Origin of the sequence: Thermanaerothrix sp., from assembly GCA_026417795.1 — a bacterium.
In the GTDB taxonomy this organism is placed as follows: Bacteria; Synergistota; Synergistia; order Synergistales; family Synergistaceae; genus Thermanaerovibrio.
The window spans coordinates 24,383-48,873 of record JAOACP010000008.1 but is presented as its reverse complement, the minus strand read 5'-3'; the positions used below and the strand labels follow the sequence as shown (position 1 = coordinate 48,873).

General features: G+C 61.0%; 21 protein-coding genes. 20 read left to right on the top strand and 1 reads right to left on the bottom strand.

Annotation, left to right across the window (positions count from 1 at the left end; all coding sequences use genetic code 11):
- The first annotated feature begins 75 nt into the window (after positions 1 to 75).
- From N2315_02895 to N2315_02860, 8 genes are all read left to right on the top strand, one after another.
- Positions 76 to 1,449 (top strand): purine permease, encoded by a 1,374-nt coding sequence (locus N2315_02895; protein MCX7828136.1) that lies wholly within the window; start codon positions 76 to 78, stop codon positions 1,447 to 1,449.
- A 37-nt stretch (positions 1,450 to 1,486) separates the two neighbouring features.
- Positions 1,487 to 2,065, top strand: a complete 579-nt coding sequence (locus tag N2315_02890; protein ID MCX7828135.1) for a deaminase — start codon at positions 1,487 to 1,489, stop codon at positions 2,063 to 2,065.
- Between the two features lie 2 nt (positions 2,066 to 2,067).
- Positions 2,068 to 3,789, top strand: coding sequence for an adenine deaminase (ade, locus tag N2315_02885; protein ID MCX7828134.1), 1,722 nt, complete (start codon positions 2,068 to 2,070; stop codon positions 3,787 to 3,789).
- Positions 3,790 to 3,884: 95 nt separating this feature from the next.
- Complete coding sequence (locus N2315_02880) at positions 3,885 to 5,192, top strand: NCS2 family permease (protein ID MCX7828133.1); 1,308 nt, start codon at positions 3,885 to 3,887, stop codon at positions 5,190 to 5,192.
- Between the two features lie 63 nt (positions 5,193 to 5,255).
- On the top strand, positions 5,256 to 6,641 hold the full coding sequence (gene hydA, locus N2315_02875) for a dihydropyrimidinase (protein MCX7828132.1): 1,386 nt from the start codon (positions 5,256 to 5,258) through the stop codon (positions 6,639 to 6,641).
- A complete protein-coding gene (gene xdh, locus N2315_02870; GenBank protein ID MCX7828131.1) occupies positions 6,642 to 9,203 on the top strand; it encodes a selenium-dependent xanthine dehydrogenase in 2,562 nt (853 codons plus the stop codon).
- Between the two features lie 53 nt (positions 9,204 to 9,256).
- Complete coding sequence (locus N2315_02865; protein ID MCX7828130.1) at positions 9,257 to 11,518, top strand: xanthine dehydrogenase family protein molybdopterin-binding subunit; 2,262 nt, start codon at positions 9,257 to 9,259, stop codon at positions 11,516 to 11,518.
- A gap of 14 nt (positions 11,519 to 11,532) precedes the next feature.
- The gene (locus N2315_02860) at positions 11,533 to 12,888 is read left to right on the top strand and encodes an FAD binding domain-containing protein (GenBank protein ID MCX7828129.1); all 1,356 of its coding nucleotides are present in this window, start codon (positions 11,533 to 11,535) and stop codon (positions 12,886 to 12,888) included.
- Between the two features lie 37 nt (positions 12,889 to 12,925).
- Here N2315_02860 and N2315_02855 read toward each other — a convergent pair whose 3' ends face one another.
- Positions 12,926 to 13,537, bottom strand: a complete 612-nt coding sequence (locus N2315_02855) for a 1-acyl-sn-glycerol-3-phosphate acyltransferase (protein ID MCX7828128.1) — start codon at positions 13,535 to 13,537, stop codon at positions 12,926 to 12,928.
- An 89-nt stretch (positions 13,538 to 13,626) separates the two neighbouring features.
- On the opposite strand from N2315_02855, the gene N2315_02850 reads away from it, so the two are divergent.
- The 12 genes from N2315_02850 (at position 13,627) to argC (ending at position 24,472) form a co-directional block, all read left to right on the top strand.
- Positions 13,627 to 14,253 (top strand): DUF502 domain-containing protein, encoded by a 627-nt coding sequence (locus N2315_02850; GenBank protein ID MCX7828127.1) that lies wholly within the window; start codon positions 13,627 to 13,629, stop codon positions 14,251 to 14,253.
- A gap of 324 nt (positions 14,254 to 14,577) precedes the next feature.
- Complete coding sequence (locus tag N2315_02845) at positions 14,578 to 15,264, top strand: Crp/Fnr family transcriptional regulator (GenBank protein ID MCX7828126.1); 687 nt, start codon at positions 14,578 to 14,580, stop codon at positions 15,262 to 15,264.
- A 42-nt stretch (positions 15,265 to 15,306) separates the two neighbouring features.
- Positions 15,307 to 15,984: a DUF969 domain-containing protein gene (locus tag N2315_02840; protein ID MCX7828125.1), complete on the top strand. Its 678-nt coding sequence runs from the start codon at positions 15,307 to 15,309 to the stop codon at positions 15,982 to 15,984.
- On the top strand, positions 15,981 to 16,892 hold the full coding sequence (locus tag N2315_02835) for a DUF979 domain-containing protein (GenBank protein MCX7828124.1): 912 nt from the start codon (positions 15,981 to 15,983) through the stop codon (positions 16,890 to 16,892). Before N2315_02840 ends, N2315_02835 begins: the two co-directional genes overlap by 4 nt.
- A gap of 40 nt (positions 16,893 to 16,932) precedes the next feature.
- Positions 16,933 to 17,580: a pyroglutamyl-peptidase I gene (pcp, locus tag N2315_02830; GenBank protein ID MCX7828123.1), complete on the top strand. Its 648-nt coding sequence runs from the start codon at positions 16,933 to 16,935 to the stop codon at positions 17,578 to 17,580.
- A 310-nt stretch (positions 17,581 to 17,890) separates the two neighbouring features.
- On the top strand, positions 17,891 to 19,396 hold the full coding sequence (locus N2315_02825) for a phosphoenolpyruvate carboxykinase (GenBank protein ID MCX7828122.1): 1,506 nt from the start codon (positions 17,891 to 17,893) through the stop codon (positions 19,394 to 19,396).
- Between the two features lie 219 nt (positions 19,397 to 19,615).
- On the top strand, positions 19,616 to 20,803 hold the full coding sequence (locus tag N2315_02820) for an amidohydrolase (protein MCX7828121.1): 1,188 nt from the start codon (positions 19,616 to 19,618) through the stop codon (positions 20,801 to 20,803).
- 480 nt (positions 20,804 to 21,283) lie between these two features.
- A complete protein-coding gene (locus N2315_02815; GenBank protein MCX7828120.1) occupies positions 21,284 to 21,466 on the top strand; it encodes a lysine biosynthesis protein LysW in 183 nt (60 codons plus the stop codon).
- A 2-nt stretch (positions 21,467 to 21,468) separates the two neighbouring features.
- Positions 21,469 to 22,296, top strand: a complete 828-nt coding sequence (locus N2315_02810) for a RimK family alpha-L-glutamate ligase (protein MCX7828119.1) — start codon at positions 21,469 to 21,471, stop codon at positions 22,294 to 22,296.
- Positions 22,297 to 22,542: 246 nt separating this feature from the next.
- Positions 22,543 to 22,716 carry a hypothetical protein gene (locus tag N2315_02805; protein ID MCX7828118.1) on the top strand — a complete coding sequence of 58 codons (174 nt, stop codon included), beginning with the start codon at positions 22,543 to 22,545 and terminating at the stop codon, positions 22,714 to 22,716.
- A complete protein-coding gene (locus tag N2315_02800; protein ID MCX7828117.1) occupies positions 22,707 to 23,429 on the top strand; it encodes a hypothetical protein in 723 nt (240 codons plus the stop codon). The genes N2315_02805 and N2315_02800 overlap by 10 nt, the downstream gene beginning before the upstream one ends.
- Positions 23,417 to 24,472 carry an N-acetyl-gamma-glutamyl-phosphate reductase gene (argC, locus tag N2315_02795; protein ID MCX7828116.1) on the top strand — a complete coding sequence of 352 codons (1,056 nt, stop codon included), beginning with the start codon at positions 23,417 to 23,419 and terminating at the stop codon, positions 24,470 to 24,472. The genes N2315_02800 and argC overlap by 13 nt, the downstream gene beginning before the upstream one ends.
- Positions 24,473 to 24,491 lie beyond the last annotated feature (19 nt).

Genomic DNA, 24,491 nt, shown 5'->3' with positions numbered 1-24,491 from the left:
CGCTGGCCCTCTAAAAATGGGCCGGCGGCCCTTGTAAGGGGGCAGCGCCCCCTGCGGAGAAAAGGATGGTGTGTCATGTCTGATCACGAAGAGAGCGCTGTGTTGGATCGGGAGTTGATATACCAGCTTCACGGCCGGCCGTCCCTTGGCGTCGCCCTTCCCTTGGGGCTGCAGCACGTGTTGGCCATGTTCACCGGAAACCTGGCCCCCATATTCGTGGTGGCGGGGGTCATAGCCTTGCCGAAGCCGGACATGATCGTAATGATCCAAGGGGCCATGATCATCTCCGGCATAACAACCCTGATACAGCTGTACCCCATAGGCAAGCGCAACTGGGTCCTTCCTCGAATAGGAGGGGAGCTTCCAATAGTGATGGGCACCTCCTTCGCCTTCGTGCCCACCTCTCTAACCGTGGGCCAGATGTACGGGATCTCAGGCATACTGGGAGGAGCCCTGCTTGGGAGCCTTGTGGAGTTCGTGATGGGCATCTTCATAAAACCTCTGAAGCGTTTCTTCCCGCCCCTGGTGGTGGGGAGCGTGCTCATCGCCATGGGCACCAAGCTGCTTGGCGTGGGGGTTAACTACTTCGCCGGAGGCATAGGGTCAAAGGATTACGGCTCCCCCAAGAACCTTCTGCTTGGGACCTTGGTGCTTGCCACGGTGCTGCTGCTTCAGCGGTTTGGTAAGGGTATGGCCAAGGTGTCTAGCCTTCTTATAGCCATAGTGATAGGTTACGTGGCCGCTGTCTTCATGGGCATGGTTGACTTCTCACCGGTGGCCAACGCGGGGTGGATCAGCATCCCCAAGCCCTTCCACTTCGGCATGACCTTCCACCTTGACGCGGTGCTGGCCTTTGCGGCGGTCTACATAGTCTCGGGCCTTGAGACCATAGGGAACACCTCGGGCATAACCATAGCGGCCTTCAACCGGGAGGCCACCACGGAGGAGACCTCCGGGGCCATAATGGGTGACAGCTTCGGCTCCGCCATAGCGGCGGTGTTCAACACCCTTCCCAACACCGCCTTCGGACAGAACGCTGGACTGGTGGCCATGACCAAGGTGGTTAACAAGTGGTGCATCGCCACCGGCGCCATGGTGCTGATCCTGGCGGGGCTCTTCCCCAAGGTGGGGGCCGTCATATCGGTCATGCCCAACTCGGTGCTGGGCGGCGCGGTGGTCACCGTGTTCGCCATGATAATGCTTAACGGCATCAAGATGCTCGCCAAGTCGGGCTTCAGCGACAGGAACATGCTGGTACTTGGCATAACCTTCGGCATCGGCATGGGCTTCAGCTCCGTGCCGGCGCTTCTGGAGCACCTGCCCAAACTCCTGCAGTTCCTGTTCAGGGACACGGTGTCGTCGGTGTGCATAATCTCCATACTGGCCAACATCATCTTCCCGGACTCCGATGAGGGGGAGAAGAAGTTCGTCATAGAGGTTGAGGAGTAGGAAGGGGGCCCTGGGGCCCCTTTTATATTAAAAAGACATGTGGAGGATGATATCCATGAAGTTCAGGACTCCTGAGACCATCAAGGCGGAAGAGCTTCACAAGATGCTGGACGTGATAGAGCATAGGATACTTCCTTTGACCGACGAGTTCGTCCGCAAGGGGCACAACCTATTCGGAGGGGCGGTGCTGGACCCGGTGAGCTTGGAGCCCGTGGTGGTGGGCAGCAACCGCCGGTCCGACAACCCGGTTTTCCACGGTGAAGTGGAGACCCTTCTTAGGTTTTACGAGCTGAAGGACCGTCCAAAGGCGGAGGACGCGGTTTTCCTGGCCACTCACGAACCCTGCTGCATGTGCTTCTCCGCCCTGGCCTGGTGTGGTTTCAAGGAGGCCTGGTACCTGTTCGACTACACCGAGACCGACAAGGACTTCAACATGCCAGACGACCTCATCATGCTGAAGGAGCTCTTTGGGAGCCAGGACATAAGGCGCAGGAACGCATATCTTAATCTTTACAGCATTAAAGAGGCGGCCAGGCAGTCGGAGGACGCGGAGCGCCTCATGGCTCGCATAGAGTCCCTAAAGGAGAAGTACAAGGCCCTTCCGGTGGTGTTGTAGCCATGACCAAGAGGGGTCTTCTCCCGTTCGCCCTGGGCGATGAGCCTTGCGACCTGGTGATCCGGGGCGCCAAGGTGGCCAACCTGTTCTCCATGGAGCTGGAGGATGCGGAGGTGGCGGTGAAGGACGGGGTGATAGTGGGGGTTGGCTTCGGCTACCAGGGTCATAAGACCTTGGACGCCCATGGCATGACCCTGATCCCCGGCATGATGGACGGACACGTGCACATAGAGAGCTCCTGGATGGTGCCCTCCCGTTTCGCCGAGGCGGTGGTCCCCCGGGGTACTTCGGCGGTCTTCGCGGATCCCCACGAGATAGCCAACGTGTTGGGTCCTGAGGGCGTGATGGGCATGTTCGAGTCCTCGAGAAATCTGCCTTTGGACGTGTACCTTGGGTGTCCCTCCTGCGTGCCCGCCTCGGAGTTCGAGACCTGCAAGGCTCCCATGGGATCAAAGGAGCTCAGGGCCCTTAGGGATGGGGGGTACTGCCAGCACCTGGGGGAGATGATGAACTATCCTGGGGTGCTCTCCGGGGACCGGGAGGTCTGGGAGAAGATCCAGGTCTTCGAGGGCATGCCCTTGACCGCCCACGCACCGGGGCTTACCGGCAAGGAGCTTTGCGCTTACGTCTTAAGCGGCTGCGACGGGGACCACGAGGCCACCCGGCTGGAGGAGGCCCTTGAGAAGCTGCGCCGAGGCTACTGGGTGATGATGCGGGAGGGGTCTGCTGCGCCGGACCTTGAGGCGTTGGCGCCGCTGGTGAGGGACGTCCCCGCCAGGTGCTGCCGCTGCATGGCGGTCAGCGACGACCTGGACGCCAGGACCCTCATGGAGAGGGGACACATGGACCACAAGGTGCGAAAGCTCTGCGCCCTTGGGGTCGACCCCCTTGTGGCCGTGAGGATGGTCACGTTGTCGGTGGCGGAGTACTTCGGCCTTAAGGGCCGGGGGGCCATAGCGCCGGGGTTTGCGGCGGACATGGCGCTGGTGGACTCCATAGGGTCCATGAAGGTTCATCTGGTCCTGAAGGACGGCCGCGTGGTGGCTGAGGACGGAAAGCTCACAACACCCCCTTCATCCGTCCTGAGCCCCTTGCTGCTGTCCCGGGGGCCTGAGCTTGGCGAGGTTGACGTAGAGGACCTGGCGGTTCCAGCAAGGGAGGGGGCCATGCTGCGGGTCATCCTCTTCACCCCCGGATCCTTGCTTACCGGTTCCGCTGCGGTGTCGCCTTTTGTGGAGGGTGGTTTCGTGGTGCCCTCCCGGGAGGGTGACATTGCCAAGCTGGTGTGCCGGGAACACCACAGGGGGACCGGCAGGATTGGGGTGGGGTTTGTCAAGGGTCTTGGCCTTAGGTCCGGTGCATTCGGTTCCACCGTGTCCCACGACGCCCACAACGCCATGGTGGCGGGCATGGACGACCGGTCCATAAAGACCGTGTTGGATCGGCTGAACCGCCTTGGCGGCGGCGTGGTGGTGGCGGAGGGTGATAAGATCTTGGCGGAGCTGCCCCTTCCGGTGGGAGGTCTTATGTGTGACATGTCCACATCGGATTTGGTGGCTCTCCAGGAGCGGGTGGACCGGGCTATAGGGGATCTAGGAGTTTCAGGACCCCACCCTTGCATGGCCCTCTCGTTCCTGTCCCTGTCGGTGATCCCGCAGCTCAAGCTCACCGACCGGGGGTACGTCAACCTTGAGGAAGGAGGGGTGGTGCCTTTATGGGTTTAGATAACAATTATTATGTTAACCACTGACCCTGAAATTTGTAGTAGAATAGTTGAGGTTTCTAGTTACCGGCATCACTAGACTTAGGGGGTGTCTTGATGGAGTGGCTGGAGAGGACTTTCAAGCTGAGCGAACGAGGTACCGACGTAAGGACCGAGTTTTTGGCGGGGCTTACCACCTTCATGACCATGGGGTACATCATCTTCGTCAACCCCGGCATCCTTTCGAAGACCGGCATGCCCTTCGGGCCCCTGATGGTGGCCACCTGTCTTTCCGCTGCCCTTGCCACCATATGCATGGCCTTCATGGCCAACTACCCGTTCGCCCTGGCCCCCGGCATGGGGCTTAACGCCTTTTTCACATTCTCCGTGGTCCTGGGCATGGGCATCAGCTGGAAGGTTGCCCTGGCGGCGGTCTTCGTGGAGGGCATCATATTCATCCTGTTGACGCTTACCAGGATCCGGGAGGCGGTGGTTAACACCATACCGGTGTCCCTGAAGCTTGGAATATCGGCGGGCATCGGGCTTTTCATCGCCTTCATAGGGCTTCAGGGGGCTGGGATAATAGTCAAGAACGACGCGGTGTTGGTCCAGATGACCAACTTCAAGGGCAACTTGCCCGCCATCCTGGCCCTTTTGGGTTTGGTCCTCATGGTGGTGCTGGAGCACTTCCACGTGAAGGGCAGCGTTCTTTGGGGGATAATAGCGGTCACCATCGTCTCCATCCCCTTGGGCATAAGCAAGCTGCCGGACGGCATAGTCTCCATGCCCCCCTCCCTTTCCCCCATCTTCATGCAGATGGACTTCTCCCAGATAGCCCAGTCCAGCTTCTGGATCATCATGTTCACCTTCTTCTTCGTGGACTTCTTCGACACCGTGGGCACCCTGGTGGGTGTGGCAAGCCGCGGGGGACTCCTGGACTCCGAGGGACGCTTGCCCAAGGCCCGGGAGGCGCTTCTGGCGGACGCCATAGGGACCACCGCGGGGGCCGTGATGGGCACCAGCACCGTCACCACCTTCGTCGAGAGCGCCAGCGGCGTGGAGCAGGGAGGCCGCACGGGCCTTACCGCTTTGGTGGTGGCGGTGCTGTTCCTGCTGTCCACCTTCTTCAGCCCACTGGTGTCCATAGTCCCCGCCTGCGCCACCTCTCCTGCCCTCATCCTGGTGGGCATATACATGATGATGGGCCTTAAGGAGCTCAAGATGGACGACTGGACCGAGACCGCCCCCGCCATGCTGGCGTTCTTCATGATGCCCTTCTCCTACAGTATAGCGGTGGGAATCGAGGCGGGCATAGTGTCCTTCGTGGTGCTCAAGCTCGTCACCGGCAAGGCCCGGGAGCTCAACGTGGTCATGATCTGCTTGGCCGCTTTGTTCATCTTGGCCCGGGTGGTGGGCATTCACTAGGGTTTAAAGCCACAGCTTCGTAGGCGGGGCCGAAAGGCCCCGCCTTGGGAGGGAAGATTTTACATGGGAATAGTCCTAAAAGACGGTTTGGTGGCGTCCCCCGGCGGGGCGGTGAGGATGGACCTTCGAATCGAGGGGGAACAGGTTCACTCCCTGGGGTATGACCTCATAAGGGATGGGGATGAGGTGGTGGACTGCGTGGGCATGCTCCTCCTGCCCGGTGGGGTGGATCCCCACACCCACTTCGACCTTCCTGCCGGGGATTTCAGGACCGCCGATGACTTTGAGTCCGGCACCATGGCCGCCCTGGCGGGGGGCACCACCACCATCATCGACTACGCCACCCAGTTCAGGGGGGAGAGCCTCCGGCAGGGCATCGAGGAATGGCGCCGGCTTTCCCGTGGAAAGTGCTGCTGCGACTACGCCTTCCACCTGGCGGTTACGGACTGGAACGAAGAGGTGGAGCGGGAGCTGCCCCAGGTGGTCAAGGGTGGCATAACCTCCTTCAAGATGTACATGGCCTACAAGGGGCTCCTCCAGCTGGACGACGGGTCGATCATGCGGATGATGGAGCTCTTGAGGGACCTTGGAGGGGTCCTGTGCCTTCACTGCGAGAACGGGGACCTGGTGGCGTCCTTGAGCGAGAGGCTGGCCAAGGAGGGCAGGCTGTCTCCACGCTACCACCCCATAAGCCGCCCCTCCTTCGTGGAGTCCGAGGCGGTGTTCCGGGCTCTTACCATGGCGGAGGCGGTGGGAGCTCCACTTTACGTGGTGCACGTGAGCTCCGCCAAGTCCATGGAGCACATAAGGGCCTTTAAGGACAGGGGGAATGAGGTATGGGCGGAGACCTGCGTCCAGTACCTAACGTTGGACGAAGGGCGGTACCTGTTGCCCGACGGCGACGCCTCCGCATACGTGTGCTCCCCTCCCTTAAGGTCCTCCGAGGACGTGGAGGCCCTTTGGAGGGACCTTAAGGGCGGATACGTGGACGTGGTGGCCACGGACCACTGTTCCTTCAACCTGATAGGCCACAAGGACAGGGGTCTTAAGGACTTCAGGCGCATTCCCAACGGCCTTCCGGGAGTTGAGCACAGGCTGTCCCTCCTCTACTCCGAGGGGGTTCACGGGGGTCGCATATCGTTGGGAACCTTCGTCAACGCGGTGTCCACGGCCCCTGCCAGGATATTCGGCCTCTATCCCCGCAAGGGGATACTGCTGCCCGGCAGCGACGCGGACGTTGTGGTGTTCGACCCCAAGGGCAGATGGACCGTAAGGGCCTCTCAGCAGGTCCAGCGGGTGGACTACACCCCCTACGAGGGGTGGGAGGTTATGGGACGGGTGGTATCCGTATACCTTAGGGGGTCCAGGGTGTATCACCGGGGTGTTTTCGAAAGCCAAGAACCTGCGGGGCGGTATCTATTGCGCCGCGGGCGGAAGGAGGAAGAGTAGATGTACGTGTTCAAGGTCAACGGCGTGGAGTACCGGGAGGAGAAGGACAGGAACCTTCTTGAGTACCTTAGGAAGGACCTGGGCATAACCTCCGCCAAGGAGGGCTGTGGTGAGGGCGCCTGCGGAACCTGTATGGTGCTGGTGGACGGCAAGAAGTACCGGGCCTGCGTGCTTAAGCTCTCCCAGGTGGCCGGCAAGGAGGTAGTAACCGTGGAGGGGCTCTCGGAGAGGGAGAAGCAGGTGTACACCTGGGCCTTCGGCGCCACCGGCGCGGTTCAGTGCGGCTTCTGCATCCCCGGCATGGTCATAAGCGCCAAGGCCCTCCTGGACCAGAACCTGAACCCCACCAGGAAGGAGATAAAGGAGGCCATCCGGGGCAACATATGCCGCTGCACCGGCTACGTCAAGATCGAGGACGCCATAGAGAAGGCCGCCTGGGCCTTCCGGGAGAACTACGTTCCCGTGGAGGAGGACCGGGCTTGGAAGATCGGAGAGGCCATGCCCCGGGTGGACGCCAAGGACAAGGTCCTGGGCATGGCCAAGTTCGTGGACGACCTGTCGCTTCCGGGGATGCTTTACGGGGCGGTTCTCCGTTCCCCGGTGCCCAGGGGGCTTGTGAAGAAGATCGACGTCTCCGAGGCGAAGGCCATGGAGGGTGTGGAGGCGGTTATCACCTGGAAGGACATCCCGGGCAAGCGGATCATAGGACACCTGGTGCAGGACTGGCCCGTGCTGGTGGCGGAAGGGGAGGAGACCCGGTACGTTGGGGACGCCCTGGCCCTGGTGGCCGCAAGGGACGTGCACACCGCCCGGGAGGCGGTTAAGCGCATAAAGGTGGACATCGAGGAGCTAAAGCCCATACTCACCCCCGAGGAGGCCCTTGCCCCGGACGCCCCGAAGATCCACCCCTGGGGCAACACCGTGGAGGTCAAGACCCACGTGAAGCGTGGCAACGTGGACGAGGCGCTCGCCAAGTCCGCCCACGTGGTGACCAGGGTTTACCAGACCCAGCGGGTGGACCACGCCTTCATGGAGCCCGAGTCCGCCCTGGCGGAGGTCGTTGAGGACGGGATCGTGGTTTACACCGGAGGCCAGGGGGTGTACGACGAGAACCGCCAGATCAGCGCCATGCTCGGCATCCCCGCCGACAAGGTACGGTGTGTCACCGCCATGGTGGGGGGCGGCTTCGGCGGCAAGGAGGATATGTCTGTTCAGCACCATGCGGCCCTCATGGCCTGGATAACCAAGAAGCCGGTTAAGCTCACCATGACGAGGGAGGAGAGCCTCCGGGTCCATCCCAAGCGGCATCCCATGCGGATAGAGATAACCTCCGGCTGCGACGAGAACGGCCGCCTTACGGCCCACAGGATCAGGATAACCTCCGACACCGGCGCCTACACCTCCCTCGGAGGGCCGGTCCTTCAGAGGGCCTGCACCCACGCGGGGGGCCCCTACGTGGTGCCCAACATAGACATAGAGGGCGTTGGGGTTTACACCAACAACCCCCCCTGCGGGGCGTTCCGGGGCTTTGGGGTCACCCAGTCGGCCTTTGCGGTGGAGGGCAACCTGAACCTGCTGGCTGAGAAGGTGGGTATCTCCTACTGGGAGATCCGTTGGCGGAACGCCATAGAGCCCGGCGCTGTGATGAGCAACGGCCAGATTGCGGGCCCCGACGTGCGCTTCAAGGAGACCCTGCTGGCCGCCAAGGAGGCCTTCGAGTCGAGCCCCTACGCCGGCATAGCCTGCGGCATGAAGAACAGCGGCCTTGGGGTGGGGGTCCCCGATGTGTCGAGGGTGAGGATAGAGGTGAGGGGCGGCAAGGTGCAGATATACACCAGCGCCGCGTGCATGGGACAGGGCATAGCCACCATGACAACCCAGATAGTGAGCCACGTGACCGGCATCCCGGTGTCCAAGATCCAGCACATGCCGGCGGACACCAAGCTCACCCCCGACGCGGGCACCAGCACCGCATCCAGGCAGACGGTCTTCACCGGCGAGGCCACCAGGCGCTGCGCGGAGCTGCTCCGTCAGGACCTCTTGGACGCCGGGTCCCTGGAGGCCCTGGAGGGCAAGGACTACTACCAGGAGTTCGACTTCAAGAGCGACCCCATGGGCTCCGACAAGCCGAACCCGGTGAGCCACATAGCCTACGGGTACGCCACCCACGTGGCCATCCTGGACGAGGAGGGCAAGCTGGTTAAGTACGTGGCCTGCCACGACTCGGGTCAGCCCATAAACATCAAGTCCATGGAGGGTCAGATAGAAGGGGGCATAGTCATGGGCATGGGTTACGCCCTGACCGAGGAGTTCCCCACCCCCGGCGGATACCCGGTCAAGAAGTACGGCACCCTGGGGCTTTGGAGGGCTCCCGACGTGCCTCCCATAGAGGTGAAGCTCTGCTACGCCCAGGGAGGGGAAGTGGCCTTCGGCGCCAAGGGGGTTGGAGAGATATCCTTAGTTCCCCCCGCTCCCGCCATCGCCCTGGCGTACAAGCGGTTCGACGGCAAGGAGCGCACCGTGCTACCCCTTGAGGGTACCCCGTACGACAAGAGGAAGTAGTCCCTGAGGAAGGCCTAAGGGCCCATAACGTAGCGTCAGGAGGGGATTGGCAGATGACCTGCAAGGTTGTTGGGACCTCGGTCCCGCGGAAGGACGGCATTGAGAAGGCCACGGGTAAGGCCCAGTTCGTGGCGGACATGAAGGTACCGGGCTGCTGGGAGGGGGCTGTTATAGGCTCACCGGTTCCGCACGGCATACTCAAGGGCTTTGAGAAGGATCCTTCCTTCGACTGGTCCAAGGTGGTCTTCCTAACCGCCAAGGACCTGAAAGGGAAGAACTTCGTGCACATGGTGCGGGATGACTTCCCCATCCTGGCGGAGGAGAAGGTGACCTACGCCACCCAGGGGGTCGCGCTGGTGGCGGCCCCCGACGAGGCCACGCTTAAGGCGGCCCTCAAGGCGGTTAAGCCGGTTATAGAGCCCCTCACCCCGGTGCTCTCCATCGAGGACTCCCTTGCCAAGGTGGCCATAGTTTGGGGAGAGGACAACATCCTGGACGAGTACAGGATAGATCGGGGGGACCTGGAGAAGGGGTTTGCGGAGGCGGACGTGATAGTGGAGGGCACCTACAGGACCGGCCTTCACGAGCACCTGTACCTTGAGACCCAGGGGATGATGGCCATCCCCCACGACGACGGCACGTTGGAGGTGGTGGGGTCCATGCAGTGTCCCTACTACGTCCACGGCGCCTTGGTGCAGTCCCTGGGCTGGGAGCCGGAGCGCATAAGGGTGCGGCAGGCGGCCACCGGCGGCGGCTTCGGCGGCAAGGAGGACTTCCCCTCCGCCATAGCCCTTTGGGTGGCCAACCTGTCCCTGGCGTGCGGCAAGCCCGTGAGGCTCATCTACGACCGTTCCGACGACCTTAAGGGTACTCCTAAACGGCATCCTTCCAGGACCAGGATAAAGGCGGGGGTGAAGAAGGACGGCACCCTCACTGCCCTTCAGATAGAGTTCATCATGGACGGCGGGGCCTTTACCACCATGAGCCGGGTGGTGCAGCAGAGGGGAACCCTGCACGCCCACGGGTGCTATCGGGTGCCCAACGTTTCGATCCACTCCCTTTCGGTGGCCACCAACATGGTGCCCAGCGGGGCCTATCGTGGTTTCGGCGCGCCGCAGTCCATATTTGCCATGGAGCGCCACATGGACAAGATAGCCCAGATTTTGGGCATGGATCCCTTGGACGTGAAGCTCAAGAACGTGCTGGAGGAAGGGGACGTGATGCCCTGCGGGCAGGTGCTCAAGGAGTCGGTTCACGCCAAGGAGGCGCTTCTTAGGGCCGCGGAGCTGTCCGATTACCGCAGGAAGCGGGAGGAGTACGCCAAGATGACCGGCCGGGTCCGCCGGGGCATAGGCATAAGCCTCGCCATGCACGGCGGCGGCTTCACCGGGGCCGGGGAGTCCAACATGGGCACCATAGTTAAGCTGGAGTTCGACGGTGAGATCTTCAAGGTCCACGCCAGCAGCACCGACATGGGTCAGGGGATAGCCACGGTGCACCCCATGATAGCCGCCGAGGCCCTTCACGTTCCCTATGAGGCGGTGGAGAGCCCAAGGCCCGACACGTGGGTTACCCCCAACAGCGGCCCCACCGTGGCCTCCAGGAGCACCATGTACGTTGGCCGGGTGGTGCAGGAGGCCGCCAAGAACATGCTCAAGGAGCTGGAGGAGTTCCTGAAGGCCAAGCACGGCGGTGCGGCCTTCAAGGACGGGGTGTTCGCCACCCCCGCGGGGGATGTCTCCGTGCTGGACGCCGCCAAGGCCTGCAGGTCCGAGAGGGGCAAGCTTGAGGTCTTCGGAACCCTGCCGCCGGGATGCACCGGCCAGTGGGACCAGGAGGCCTTCCGGGGCGAGGCCTACAAGGCCTACTCCTGGATAGCCCAGGCCATAGAGGTGGACGTCGACACCGACACCTTCGAGGTGCAGCCCGTGAAGGCCACGGTTGTGGCGGAGATAGGCAAGGCCATCCACCCGGTTATGGTGGAGGGTCAGATCCACGGAGGGCTTCTGCAGGCCATAGGCTGGAGCCACATAGAGGACATGACCCTTACGCCGGAGGGGCAGATCTCCGCGGAGCACCTTAATGCCTATTTGATCCCCACCACCCTGGACACCCCGGAGTGGAAGGTGGATGTGCTGGAGCCCGCCAGCTGTCCGGTGGGTCCCCACGGGGCTAAGGGATTGGGCGAGCTGCCCATGGACGGCGGGGCTCCCGCGTTCCTTGCGGCGGTTCAGCACGCGGTGGGCGTCTTCGGTACCGAGGTTCCCCTCACCGGGGAGAAGCTCTTCAAGCTTCTTGAAGAAAAGGGTTGCTAGGAGGGTATAGGGCTATGAAGATAGAGATGACCGTCAACGGCAAGGTTATGGAGGCGGACGTTCACCCCTTAAGGCCTCTTCTTAAGGTTCTCCGGGAGGATCTCAACCTCACGGGTACCAAGGAGGGCTGCGGAGAGGGCGAGTGCGGGGCCTGTTCGGTGATCATGAACGGTCTTCTGGTGAACGCCTGCTGCGTGCCCGCCATGCAGGCGGCGGGCAGCGAGATACTGACCGTGGAGGGCCTTGGCGGGGAGGAGAACCCCGACGAGCTTCAGAAGGCCTTTGTGGAACAGGGGGCGGTCCACTGCGGCTTCTGCACCCCCGGCATGATAATGGCCTCCAGGGCCCTGCTGGAGGAGAACCAGCAGCCAACGTTGGAGGAGATCAAGGTGGCCCTGTCGGGCAACCTGTGCCGCTGCACCGGCTACGAGAGGATCTACAAGGCGGTGGACCAGGCGGTGCGCCTTGGATACACCAAGACCTTCAAGCCCAGGAAGAGCCTTTGCGGGTCAGATAAGCCCCGTTTCAGCGGGGAAGAGGCGGGGCGCTTCTTCTCGCCCAAGAGCCTCGACGAGGCCCTTGAGATCCTGTCTAAGCACGGGGACTGCAAGATCCTGGCGGGGGCCACGGACATACTGCCGGACATCAAGAACGGCAAGGGTGAGCCCCAGAAGGTGATCGACCTCTTCGGTGTTAAGGAGCTCCACGGCATAGAGGTGGAGGGGGCGGTGATACGCATAAAGGCCTGCACCACCAACGGTGAGATCATAAGGAGCTCCGTGGCCAGGGAGTACCTGCCGGCGCTGGTTGAGGCTTCCGCAAGGAGCGGCGCTCCCGCCATCCAGAACCGGGCCACCGTAGGCGGCAACCTGGCCAACGCCTCCGGCGCGGCGGACCTTCCGGTGATACTCCTCGCCCTGGACGCTAAGGTGCGTCTTGCCTCCGCCAAGGGGATGAGGACCATGACGCTTAAGGAGTTCATGCCAAGCTACCGCAAGAACGCCTGTGAGCCGGGGGAGATCCTGGAGTCCATAGAGATCCCGGTTCCGCCCAAGGGGTCGGTGCAGCGGTACTTCAAGCGGGGGTCGAGGAAGGCCCTTACCCTCTCCAGGGTGAGCCTCGCCATGTACCTGGAGGAGGAGAACGGGGCGGTCAAGGCCTTCCGGCTTGCGGCGGGGAGCATGTCTCCGCTGCCCATGAGGCTGGTGAAGACCGAGGAGGCGGTCATAGGCAAGGACCTCAAGGCCGCCGCGGAGATTGCGGCCTCAGCGGCCTACGACGAGGTGAACCCCAGGAAGAGCCCCTCCTACCGGAAGAGGATAACCTCCAACCTGGTAAGGCGCTTCTTCGACGAGCTGTCCCACCGGTAAATCCGGAAGGGCGGCGTGCACACAGAGGGCCGGGGCGTTACGCCCCGGCCCTCAGCGCTTCCTCCAGCTTTTTAAGCATCTCCTCCCGCAGCGCCTTTGGGTCCTTTGACTCGTCCGAGGGGGGCCATATGGGGGGCAGGAATTTTATGGTTATCTTCCTTGGCCTGGGGAACTTACGGTGAGGCGGCAGGGCTTCGAAGGAGCCCTTGATGACCGTCGGCACTATGGGTCGGTTGGACTTGAGGGCCATCAGCGCCACCCCTCCTTCCAGGGGCAGGAGCTCTCCGGTGGGGCTGCGCTGTCCCTCCGGGAAGATCATGAGGTCATGCCCCGACCGTAGGAGTTCCACGCTCAGCTTGAGAATCGCCGCCGCCCGTCTTGCGTCTTCGTGGGAGACCTTGACCGCCCCCAAGGCGGTTATGAGCATGGAGAAGGCCTTGGACTTGAAAAGGCCTTCCCAGGCTATGGATGTTAGCTTCCGTGGGAAGGCCGTTCCCACGGCGGGGGGGTCGAGGTAGCTGCAGTGGTTGGGGGCCACGATGACGTTGACCTGCGGTATGTTGTGAAGGCCCTCCACGGTGAGGCGGTGGTAGAGCTTGAAGTAAAGCCAAAGGGCGCACCGGGTGATGAGGTAGAAGATGTCTTTCAAGTCTTTCGGGTCCCCCTCGTCTGGTTTTTGGGTGTAGTATATGGAGCTGGTGATGTGATTATAGCTTCTTCGAGGTTGGGGGGATTGGGTTGTCTTCGTCCGACGGCGTGAGGTCAGGCGGAAGGGGGCTTAGGAGGTTTCTTTTGAGGGTCAGGCTTTTTGTCACGTCCGCGGCCAAGACCTTCGGCACCGGCCTTATGGTCTTCTTCCCGCTGATAGTGACCTTTCTTGTCTTGAACTTCGTGTTCAAGTCGGTGGAGGCCCTCTTCGTGTGGCTTTTTGGGCTCACCAACTCGGTGGAGGCCACGGCTGGGATAATGTTCTTCACCGTATCCCTGGTGTTTTACGGTGGTTACAAGATAAGGCGCCAGGAGAAGTGGTTCATGACCCGGGTGGACCGTTTCCTTGCGGCCCTTCCCATGGTGGGTTCTTGGTACAAGGTGATGCGGGATCTGGTGGATCGGTTCACCAACAAAGGTTCCAAGGACATGTACCTTGGGGTGGTGGAGGTTCCCGTTGGGGAGGGTCATGTGCTTGCCTTCGTCACCAAGAGGGAGATGGCTCCGGACGGCAAGGTGATGCTGACGCTTTTCATGCCCACGAGCCCCAACCCCACGTCTGGGATAGTGTTGTTCTTCCCGGAGGACAAGGTGAGGAAGTCCGACATGTCGCCGGAGGCGGCGTTCTCAAGGATAATATCCCTGGGGTTGAAGTAGGGGGTCTTGTTTTTTGCTGTTATTAGGTCCCGTTGACGCGGAGTGGCAGCGGGGCCTTGTTTTTTGTGTTGGCTGCCTGGCTGCCTGGTAGGGCTTGGGTTTTAGGTCTGCTGCGGGAGTTAGGTTAGTTTCAAAGTCAGGGTGGCTTAGAATGGTAATTATTTTTGTCCATCCTGGGATGTTCCTTAGGGTTTCGGCATGGTTGTTCCAGGGGTGGTTTTTTGTATCCTCCGATACAGATCGGGGGCGGCGGTTTGTGTATATTCCTCACAACCGTTGCCCCCTTCTTTATTTTTGATTCTTTGGCCCCGGAGGTGTGCTGCAATGGATGGATCCATATATTCGGACCTCTTTGACCAGTTGAGCCAGGAGAGGATGAGGCGTTTTTTCCTGGAAGAGGTGGCCCCCTTAGGTGTGCTGAGGGAGTATCGGCGGGGCAGTTCCGTGGATCATGAATTCGCTGCCAGCTCCATGGGGGTGGTGGTGAAGGGGTGCGTTTCAAAGTCCATGGTGAGTTCTGGGGGTAAGGAGAAACTGCTGTATTTTTTAAGGCCTGGCGAGATCTTTGGGGAGATGGATCTCTTGGACGGGGGATCCTTCCCATACGTGCTTTGCGCCAGAAGGAACAGCAGCGTGGCCTATGTGCCGTTACGTGAAGTTCAGAGCCTTTTGGAGTTGAGGCCGGAGGCTTATCGGTTCTTCATCCACAGCATGACCCGTAAGTTCAGGATAGTGGCGTTGCAGCTGGCCAACAGCGCGTTCAATGACGCCGGTGGGAAGGTGGCCGAGGCGTTGCTTCGGCTCTGTTCCTGCCTGGAGCCATCGGAGGTTAGCCGAATGGCCGTGTCGGTGACCCAGCAGGAGCTGGCGTCCAACATAGGGTGTTCAAGGGTTACCGTGGCAAGGGTTCTGAAGAGGCTTGAGAGGGAAGGGGTGGTGGAGAGAAGGGGAAGGGAGCTTGTGGTGTCGGATGTGGAAGCCCTTATGAGGTTAAGGGATGGGGTCAGGTAGCTCTTTGCTGCGCTTGTGTTGTTTTTATAGGGGGGGATGGCTTTGTTGAAGCTTGTGGGCGTTGCGATAGTGGTTTTGGGGTTGAGCCTTCGTCTTAATCCCCTGTTGGTTGTGTTGGGGGCCGGAGTGGCCACTGGACTGGTGGCCCATATGGGGGTTTGGGAGATACTGGAGGCGCTGGGTAACGCCTTTGTGACGAACCGGTACATGTCCCTCTTCGTGCTTACGCTTCCTGTGATCGGGATATTGGAGAGGCACGGGCTGAGGGAACAGGCAGAGAGGTTCGTGTCGTCCCTCAGGGGTGCCACCGCTGGTCGGGTCATGCTGCTTTACATGCTGTTCCGTCAGCTTACCTGTGCGCTGGGTCTTCAGCTGGGGGGGCATCCGACCTTTGTAAGGCCCATAGTGGCTCCCATGGCGGAGGGGGCCCTGGCTAAGGATGGATCTTTGATCCCCCAGCTTTCCGATAAGGTCAGGGCGATGGCGGCCTCGGCGGAGAACTACGGTAACTTCTTCGGCCAGCTCATATTCATAGCCTCCGGAGGGCTTCTTCTCATAAAGGGGGTCATGGATCAGGCGGGGCATCCGGTGGACCTTATGAAGATGGGAATGTACGCCGTTCCCACCGCGGTTTGTGCCTTTGTGGCGGCGTTTGTCAGGTTCAGCCTGTTTGACCGCTCGTCTGCTGCGGGGATTTCAAGGGGAGGTGAGGTTGAATGAAGCCGTCGGTGGATCACCTGTACATCCTGGCGGGTCTTATTCTGTTGGTCTTCGCTGGTAGGTCCTTTATGGACAGGGGTAACCCCAAAAGGCTTGGCACCGGCATGTTTTGGTTCGTCTACGGGCTTACGTTTTTGCTGGGAGGGCTGGTCCCCCCTGGGGTGATCGGGCTTATGGTGGTTGTGTTGGCTTTGATAGGAAGTTTCAACCTAATGGGCCGTGGTTCCTATCCTGAGAAGAGCCGGGAGGAGAAGATGGAGGCGGCCCGTAAGCTTGGTAACCGCATATTCATCCCAGCCCTGTGCATTCCCTTGGTGACCTTTTTGGTGGCAAAGCTCACCGATCTTGGAGCGCTGGTGGGGCTTGGCGTTGGTACCGTGGCGGCCTTTATCTTGGCGCTGCTCATGCTTCGGGAGAGGCCTTACGCTTCCGTGGAAGAGGGTCGGCGTCTTATGGATGCCATAGGATGGTCTGCCATACTTTCCCAATTTCTTGCGGCCCTTGGGTTTTTGTTTGACAAGGCCGGCGTGGGGGCCGTGGTTGCCGGCATGGTGTCGTCGGTGGTCCCTTCCGGAAGGCCCCTGCTGGCGGTGGTGGCCTACTGCGTGGGGATGGCGCTCTTCACCATGGTTATGGGCAACGCCTTTGCCGCCTTTGCGGTGATTACCACGGGGATAGGTATCCCTATGGTGGTTTCTTTGGGTGCGGACCCCTCCGTGGTGGGGGTCATAGGCATGCTGTCCGGTTACTGCGGGACCCTCATGACCCCCATGGCGGCAAACTTTAACGTGGTGCCGGCGGCTCTTTTGGAGCTAAAGGACAAGAACGGGGTGATCAAGGCTCAGGTGCCGGTGGCGTTGTTCATGTTGGCGGCCAACGTAACCCTCATGTACTTCCTGGCCTTTTAGGCGGGGCATCTTGCTTTCGTGGAGGTATCGTCACGTGAAGATGAAGACAATCTTGATGACCGGTTTTGATCCTTTTGGTGGGGAGGCGGTTAACCCCGCCCTGGAAGCGGTAAAAGCCCTGGATGGCCGGGTTTTAGGGGGTGCCAGGATTTGTGTGCTGGAGGTACCCACGGTGCGGGTTAAGTGTGTGGATCGGGTTGTGCAGGCCATAGAGGACCTGGACCCCTTTGCGGTTATATGTGTGGGGCAAGCGGGGGGCCGGGCTGAGATAACGCCTGAGCGGGTGGCGATCAACGTGGACGACTTCAGGATAAAGGACAACGAAGGGAACCAGCCGGTGGATGAACCCATCGACCCAACGGGGCCCAACGCCTATTTTTCGAGCCTCCCAATAAAGGCCATGGTTCAGGCCATGAGGTCCAAGGGCATCCCCGCCTCGGTATCCAATACCGCGGGTACCTTCGTTTGCAATCATCTCTTCTACGGTCTTATGAGGCATCTTGACGTGGAGGGTAAGGGGCGTATTGGCGGTTTTATTCATATACCGTACCTTCCGGAGCAGGCGGTGAGGTTCCCTGGGCAGCCGAGCATGTCATTGGAGTGTACGGTCGAGGGGCTTGCCACGGCGGCGCAGGCGGTGTTGGACAACCGGCTGGATCTTAGGGTCAGCGGCGGCAGGGAGTGTTGATAGGTTGAGGATCCCTCCCCCTTAGGGTTAAGCCACCGGGGGACGGTTTTAAACCTTTGCGTCATCGTTGAGAGGCCCAGGGGAGTTCCCTTGGGCCTCCGCCTTTGCGCTTTGGGGTGGATTAGATTTTAATATTTTAATATTTTAATAGCTGGCCTGTCCTTGTTTAAGCTGCCCCCCCTTTTATTGCGAACATCCGCCCGGTGAATTAAGATTGAGCCGCCCATTGGGGCCCTGCGGGCGGGAAAACCGTCTGGCCTCATTTTGGGGTTATGTAAAGGTAAAGACCAGAGAGAGGAGAGGTCTTACGTTGGAGAACTACTTGGAGGGCATGGCGGTTCAGGAGATGCTTCGAAGGCCCGTTTGCAGGAGCCTGCTCCGGGATCTTACATCGGATGAGCTGAGGCGGATCTCCGAGTGGGAAGGGATCCCGAACAACCAGGGGTCCGCCCTGTACGTCACCAGGGTGCGTTCCAGAAGCGCCCCTTTCACGGAGATCCTGTACGAGCTTGATGAGAACTCCCTGCGGATGCTGCAGGAGGTATGGGCATACCTTCGCTGGCAGCAGCTGATCCGGGTCACCGCCCGGGTTGGCTCTCCCTATGGGTTGCCCATACAGGCCAACCTGTACGTCACCCGCCGCTACTCCCGGCTGGCCCACATGTTCAACGAGAACTTCTTCCCCCAGGCGGACGACGATTTCTCCGACGTCACCACCGTGGTTGTCCCCGAGTGGCACCAGCGTAAGGTATTTGTTATGCCCCGCCACAGGGTGACCTACATCCTGGGCAGCGATTACTACGGGGAGACGAAGATGGCCACCTTGCGGATGGTCATGCACATGGTGCGGGAGGAAATGCGGGGGCTGGGGCTTCACGCGGGAAGCAAGAGGGTTACGATCCAAAGGAACGGGGAGCTGGAGAGGAAGGGGATGCTCATATTTGGCCTCTCCGGCACAGGAAAGACCACCATCACCACCGCGGACTTCGGCCTTAAAAGCCCCGAGGGGGTGGAGGTGCTCCAGGACGACATCAACTTCCTGTTGTCCGACGGCAGGTGTTTTGGCTCGGAGCGCAATTTCTACATAAAGACCGACAACGTGACCAGGCAGGAGCCCTTGCTCAGCGCCGCAAGGGACCTGAGGGCGGTTATAGAGAACGTTTGGGTGGATGACGACGGCAACGTTAACTTCGACAACCACGCCATCTCCACCAACGGCCGGGCCATCGTTCCCCGGGACGCCATACCAAACACGTCGGACTGCATAGACCTTGACAAGGTGGACATGATCTTCTTCAACATGCGGCGCTACGACATGCCCCCGGTGGGGCGTCTTAGCAGCCCGGAGCAGGCGGCGGCTTATTTCATGCTAGGGGAGTCCACCATAACCAGCGCCGAGGACCCCTCCAGGGTTGGGCAGGCGAAGCGGGTGGTGGGGTTTGACCCGTTCGTTGTGGACAACCCGCACATGAACGGCAATAGGTTCCTCCAGATACTGAGGGACAACCCGGGGATACGGTGCTACCTGCTCAACACCGGGCGGGTCGGCGGCAAGGACGGGGCCAACATATCGCCGGAGGTCACCTTCGCCTGCATCGAGGGGATTCTGCGGGACAGCTTCTCATGGCGGTATGACGACCTTCTGGGCTACGAGGTGCCCCAGTCGCTGGGGCTTCCCAACGATGAGCAGTACCTTCCGGTGACCCACATGGGACGGGATGAGTACGTTAAGGCCATAGAGTCCCTAAGGCGGGAGCGCAAGGAGCACTTGAGGAAGTTCTCCGGCCTTGCCCCGGAGATCGTGGAGTCCGTGTAGCTTATCTTTATTCAAGTGCGCTATGAGTTGCGGGGGGGCCTTGGGGCCCCCTCTTTTGTTGTTTGGCGCTTTGCTTTCGCTTAGGCCTTTGGGCCGGGCAAAGAGGCCCTGGCAGGGTTCTACTTCTACTGGGCTTAAGGTGATGCGCGTTTCTTAATTCAAAATGTGCGAAAATATCGTACTCTATCTGTGGTAAAGCCAATCTGGAGGTGATCTTCTTTGAAAGCCGTAGTGAACGCCAGGATCTGGACCATGAGGGATGGAGGGTCTCAGGAGATAACCAGGGGGGCTGTTTTGGTGGAAGGGGGCAGGATAGTCCAAGTCGGAGAGGAGGTGGAGCTTAAGGGCCCCGTGGAGGTCATAGACGCCCAGGGGGCCATACTAACTCCCGGTCTCATAGACGCCCATACCCACGCGGGAATATGCGAGGAGGGGGTGCCGGAGGATCCGGATCCCGTGAACGAGGAGACCTCCCCGGTGACCATGGGCTTAAGGGCTTTGGACGCCATAAACCCCCGCGACGAGGCCTTCTCCAACGCCCTTGAGGCGGGTATCACCTGCGTTAACGTGGTGCCCGGAAGCGCCAACGTGGTCGGCGGCTCTGGGGCGGTGGTTAAGACCTTCGGAAGGACCCTGGATGAGATGCTGGTGCTTCCCCATTCGGGGATGAAGGCCGCCCTGGGGGAGAACCCCATGAGGGTCCACGGCCGGAAGGACCGGCTGCCGTCCACCCGCATGGGGAACGCCTACTGTCTTAGAAAAGCCCTTCAGGACGCCTTGGACTACCGGCGGCGGAAGCTCAACGCCCAGGAGAAGGGGGAGCACTTCGACCTGGACCTTGGGATGGAGAACATGATGCCCGTGCTGGAAGGACAGCGCCCCTTGAGGATCCACTGCCACCGTTCTGACGACATCTGCACCGCCGTCAGGATATGCCGGGAGTTTCAGGTTCCCTTCACCTTAGAGCACGGAACCGAAGGGCACCTGGTAGCGGAGCTCTTGGCGTCTCTTACCCAGGAGGGCGTAAGCGTGGCGGTGGGCCCCACCCAGTCCTCCAAGAGCAAGATAGAGCTCAGGAACAAGACCTGGGACACCCTTACGGCCTTCAGCAAGGCGGGGGTGAGGTACTGCATCATCACCGACCACCCGGTGGTCCCCATCGAAACCCTTCAGGTGGCGGTGGCCCTGGCGGTGCGCCATGGCCTTGAACCCATGGAGGCCATGCGGGGAGTCACATTAAGGGCGGCGGAGCACCTGGGCCTTGGGCACCGGATGGGCTCCGTTGAGAGCGGGAAGGACGCGGACCTCGTGCTCTGGACCGGGGATCCCACGGACGTAAGGAACCGCCCCGCGTGGGTCATGGTGGGGGGCGAGATGGCGTTTGTAAACCGTGGGGCCGGGCTATGATCTATTTGTCGCATCTAGTGAAACTAAGTTCATCGCAATAAACGTTTATGAGTAAACCCTTGGTGATTTATATATAAGTTTATCTACGTTTGGGTATTGACAATTGGCGGTGGTTGAAATATCCTTTCCCCCAACGAAGGCTCCCTGAACATTGAGGGGTGTTATAGGGGAAAGGCCATGATGCGGATGGCCGATCGGGTTAACGGGTTCTACAGAGAATGACCTCCACCGGCTGAGAGGGGTCTGAACCCGCCGGGAGGCCCAAGGTCCGCGGAGCCGGGGCGAAAAGGTCCTGCGTCGATCCCGCGGGGCTGGAGTACGTCTCCCGGGTGGGCTCCGTCAAAGGCCCAGGAGAGGAGCGGTCTTCGGCTTTTACGCCTGGGCCGTTCAAGTTGGGTGGCACCGCGAGTCGTTCGGACTCGTCCCTTCGGGGGCGGGTCCGTTTTTTTATTTCCCACACGGTGAAAGGAGGAGTTTTCAATGGGTGAGGCAAGGTTCAACGGGGTGTGCGTGGTGTGTGAAGGTGTGGTGGGCCTGCCGGATGGGTGCTGCGTGGGTGAGATCGTGCCGTGTCCGGACTGCGGGGTGGAGCTGGAGGTGCTCTCCCTGGAGCCCCTGGAGCTCGCCGAGGCTCCCCAGGTGCAGGAGGACTGGGGGGAGTAGGGGTGAACCTGCTGGTGCTATACACCAGGCTCAGGGTGGAGGAGAAGATGCTTCGCCAAAGGGCCCTTGAGATGGGCATAAGTTCCAGCCTTGTGGACGTTTCCGAATGGGTTCTAAGTGGAGAACCATCGCTGGAGGCCGGTTCGGTGGCCCTCTGCCGGTGCATATCCCACGGCCAGAACGAGATGCTGGCAAGGTGCCTCATGTCAGCGGGGGTCCGGGTGTCGAACCCGCCGGAGGTCATGGCGGTGTGCGGCAACAAGATGCTCACCGCCCTGGAGCTTCAAAGGTTTGGTATACCTCAGCCCCGTTGGAGGGTGGCCCTGTCGGAGGAGGGGGCCCTTGAAGCGGTGGAGGAGCTGGGTTACCCGGCGGTGCTCAAACCCCTGTGCGGAAGCTGGGGGAGGCTGCTTGCGAAGGTCAACGACCGGGAGGCCTTGGAGGCGGTGGTGGAGCACAAACAGCAGCTTGGGGTGAACCACCAGACCTTCTTCATCCAGGAGTACGTGGATAAGGGCGGTTTTGACGTGAGGGCTTTCATCATAGGCGGTGAGCCGGTGTGCGCCGTGCGCCGCGAGAGCCAAAGCTGGATAACCAACACCGCCAGGGGAGGCAGGACCTCAAACCAGCCTGTGGACCGCTCCATGGGCGACCTGCTCAAGGGGGTGCATAGGGCCATCGGCGGCGACTTCCTGGCGGTGGACCTCTTCCTCAAGGACGGGGAGTGGCTGGTTAACGAGGTTAACGACGGAGGGGAGTTCAAAAACTCCGTGGAGCCCACCGGAGTGGACATCCCGGGGCTCATAGTCCGAAACCTTTTGGATGCGTAAGGGGGTATGGGCGGTGAAAGGCGGCAAATGCGGTAAGCGAAAGCCCTTCGGGGCTAATGGGATTCTCTTGAGTTCTTTGCTTTTGGACCATGAGGCGCTCTTGGTTTGCTGGGCCTCTTGGAGCGGGTCGTGGGAAGGAACGTCCCCCGGTTAACGTGTAACGCGGCGTATCATCGGGGGCTGCGTTCCCTTCACACCTCGACCCGCCCGGCGTGGGGCGGGGTTTTTTATTATTACTTCTTTAATTTGGAGGTGTTGAGCGTGGAACTTAGGCTTCCCCTTGGAAACGGTTTGTTGATAACCCTGCTGCCCTGGGAGGGTGAAGAGGATAGGCTTTTTAACCCATGGGAACTGGATTGCCATGAATCCCATGAGTTCGATCAGGAAGGGCACCTGGGGAGGGATGGGGAATGGTGGTGAGGCTTGGAAGTTCGTCGGTGAGCCGGGACAGCATAATCCTTGACCGGGAGCCCGTAGAAAACTTCATAGACCGGGCGGACCCCGCGGAGGTCTGGTTCCGGCTTGTACAAGGCCGTTCCCCTTCGGCGGAGGAGTCAAACGTGTTCGGCGCCATACTCTGCGCCATGGGCGATCATGGCGACACCCCGCCAAGCACCCAGTCCGCCAGGCTCGCGGCGTCGTCGGGGTCCGGGATGCACTGCGCCTTGGCCTCCGCCCTCCTGTCCTTCGGGGACCACCACGCGGGGGCCATAGAGCGGGCCATGATGATCTTCGAGGCCTCCGTCAGGGACGTGGTCTCCCCTAAGGACCTGGTGTCGTCGTTTCTATCCCGGGGGCATAGGATCCCCGGCTTCGGTCACAGGGTCCACCGCCAAGACCCCAGGGTGGAGCCCCTGGTGCGCAAGGGGCTTTCCCTCGGGGAAACCCGCCATCTTAGGTATTTCCTTGCGGTGCAGGATGAGTTGATGGCCTTGAAGGGAATAGGGGGCAACATCGACGGCGTTGCGGGGGCCCTCCTTCTGGACATGGGGTTCCCGCCGGAGGTCGGCAGGGGGGTTTTCTTCTGCGGCCGCATACCGGGCCTTGTGATGTGGATACTTCGGGAGATCTCCGAAGGGCCCTTCAGGCCATACCGGTTGGCCCCGGTGGAGGAAGAGACATGTATAGGGTAGCCGTCATGGGGGCCGCGGGCCTTGCGGGGGGCGAGCTCCTTAGGATACTCTCCCAGCACCCACGCATGGAAGCATCCCTAATATGCTCCTCATCGTCTAAGGGACAGCCCGTAAGATCCTGCCATCCCCACTTGGCCCATGCCTATAGATCCCGCACCTTCGAGGCCCCGGAGGCGGCGTTGGAGGGTCAATGGGACTTGATCTTCCTTGCCCTTCCCCATGGAAGAAGCGCGCCTTGGGTGGAGAGGCTCATGCCCCTGGTGGAGGATGGAAGAAGGATAGTGGACCTCTCGGGGGACTTTCGTCTAAGGGACCCACGGGAGCACGAGACCTGGTACGGCAAGCACCCGTGCCCCAACCTATTAGGTTCCTTTGTCTACGGACTCCCGGAGCTAAACCGCCAAAGGATAGCCTCCGCCAGGCTGGTCAGCGGGGTGGGCTGCAATGCCACCGGGGCCATGTTATGCCTTGCCCCTTTGGCCAGATCTCCCCTGTGGGAGCTGGTGGAGGACGTAGCCGTGGAGTGCCGGGCCGGCTCCTCCGAGGGTGGCGGCAGGCCTTCCGAGGGGGGGATGCACGTCTTCCGAAGCAGGTCCATGCGGCTAGTGTCCGCCTTCCTCCACCGCCACATGGCGGAGGTACTGCAGGAGCTCAACATCCCCTCAAGCCTGCTCTCCATGACCCTTACCACCGCTGAGATGGTTCGGGGCGTCCAGTGCCTTGCCCACGTGAGGCTCAAGGACCGAGTGCCCGAGGCGGACCTTTGGAGGGCCTGCCGGGATGCCTTCGGGGATGAGCCCTTCGTGGACCTTTGCCCCGCAAGGCCCGCCCACCTTCGGATCCCGGACCCCAGGATGGTGCTTGGGAGCAACCGGGCCATGGTGGGCTTTGTGCTCGACAGTTCCGGCAAGAGGCTGATCATGGGGTCCGCCATAGACAACCTGATGAAGGGGGCCGCCGGAACGGCGGTGCAGTGCGCGAACCTCATGCTTGGCCTTCGGGAAGAAGAGGGGCTCGCCATGCCCCCGGTGTATCCTGCGTGATGCTGGGAGGGATTATGTC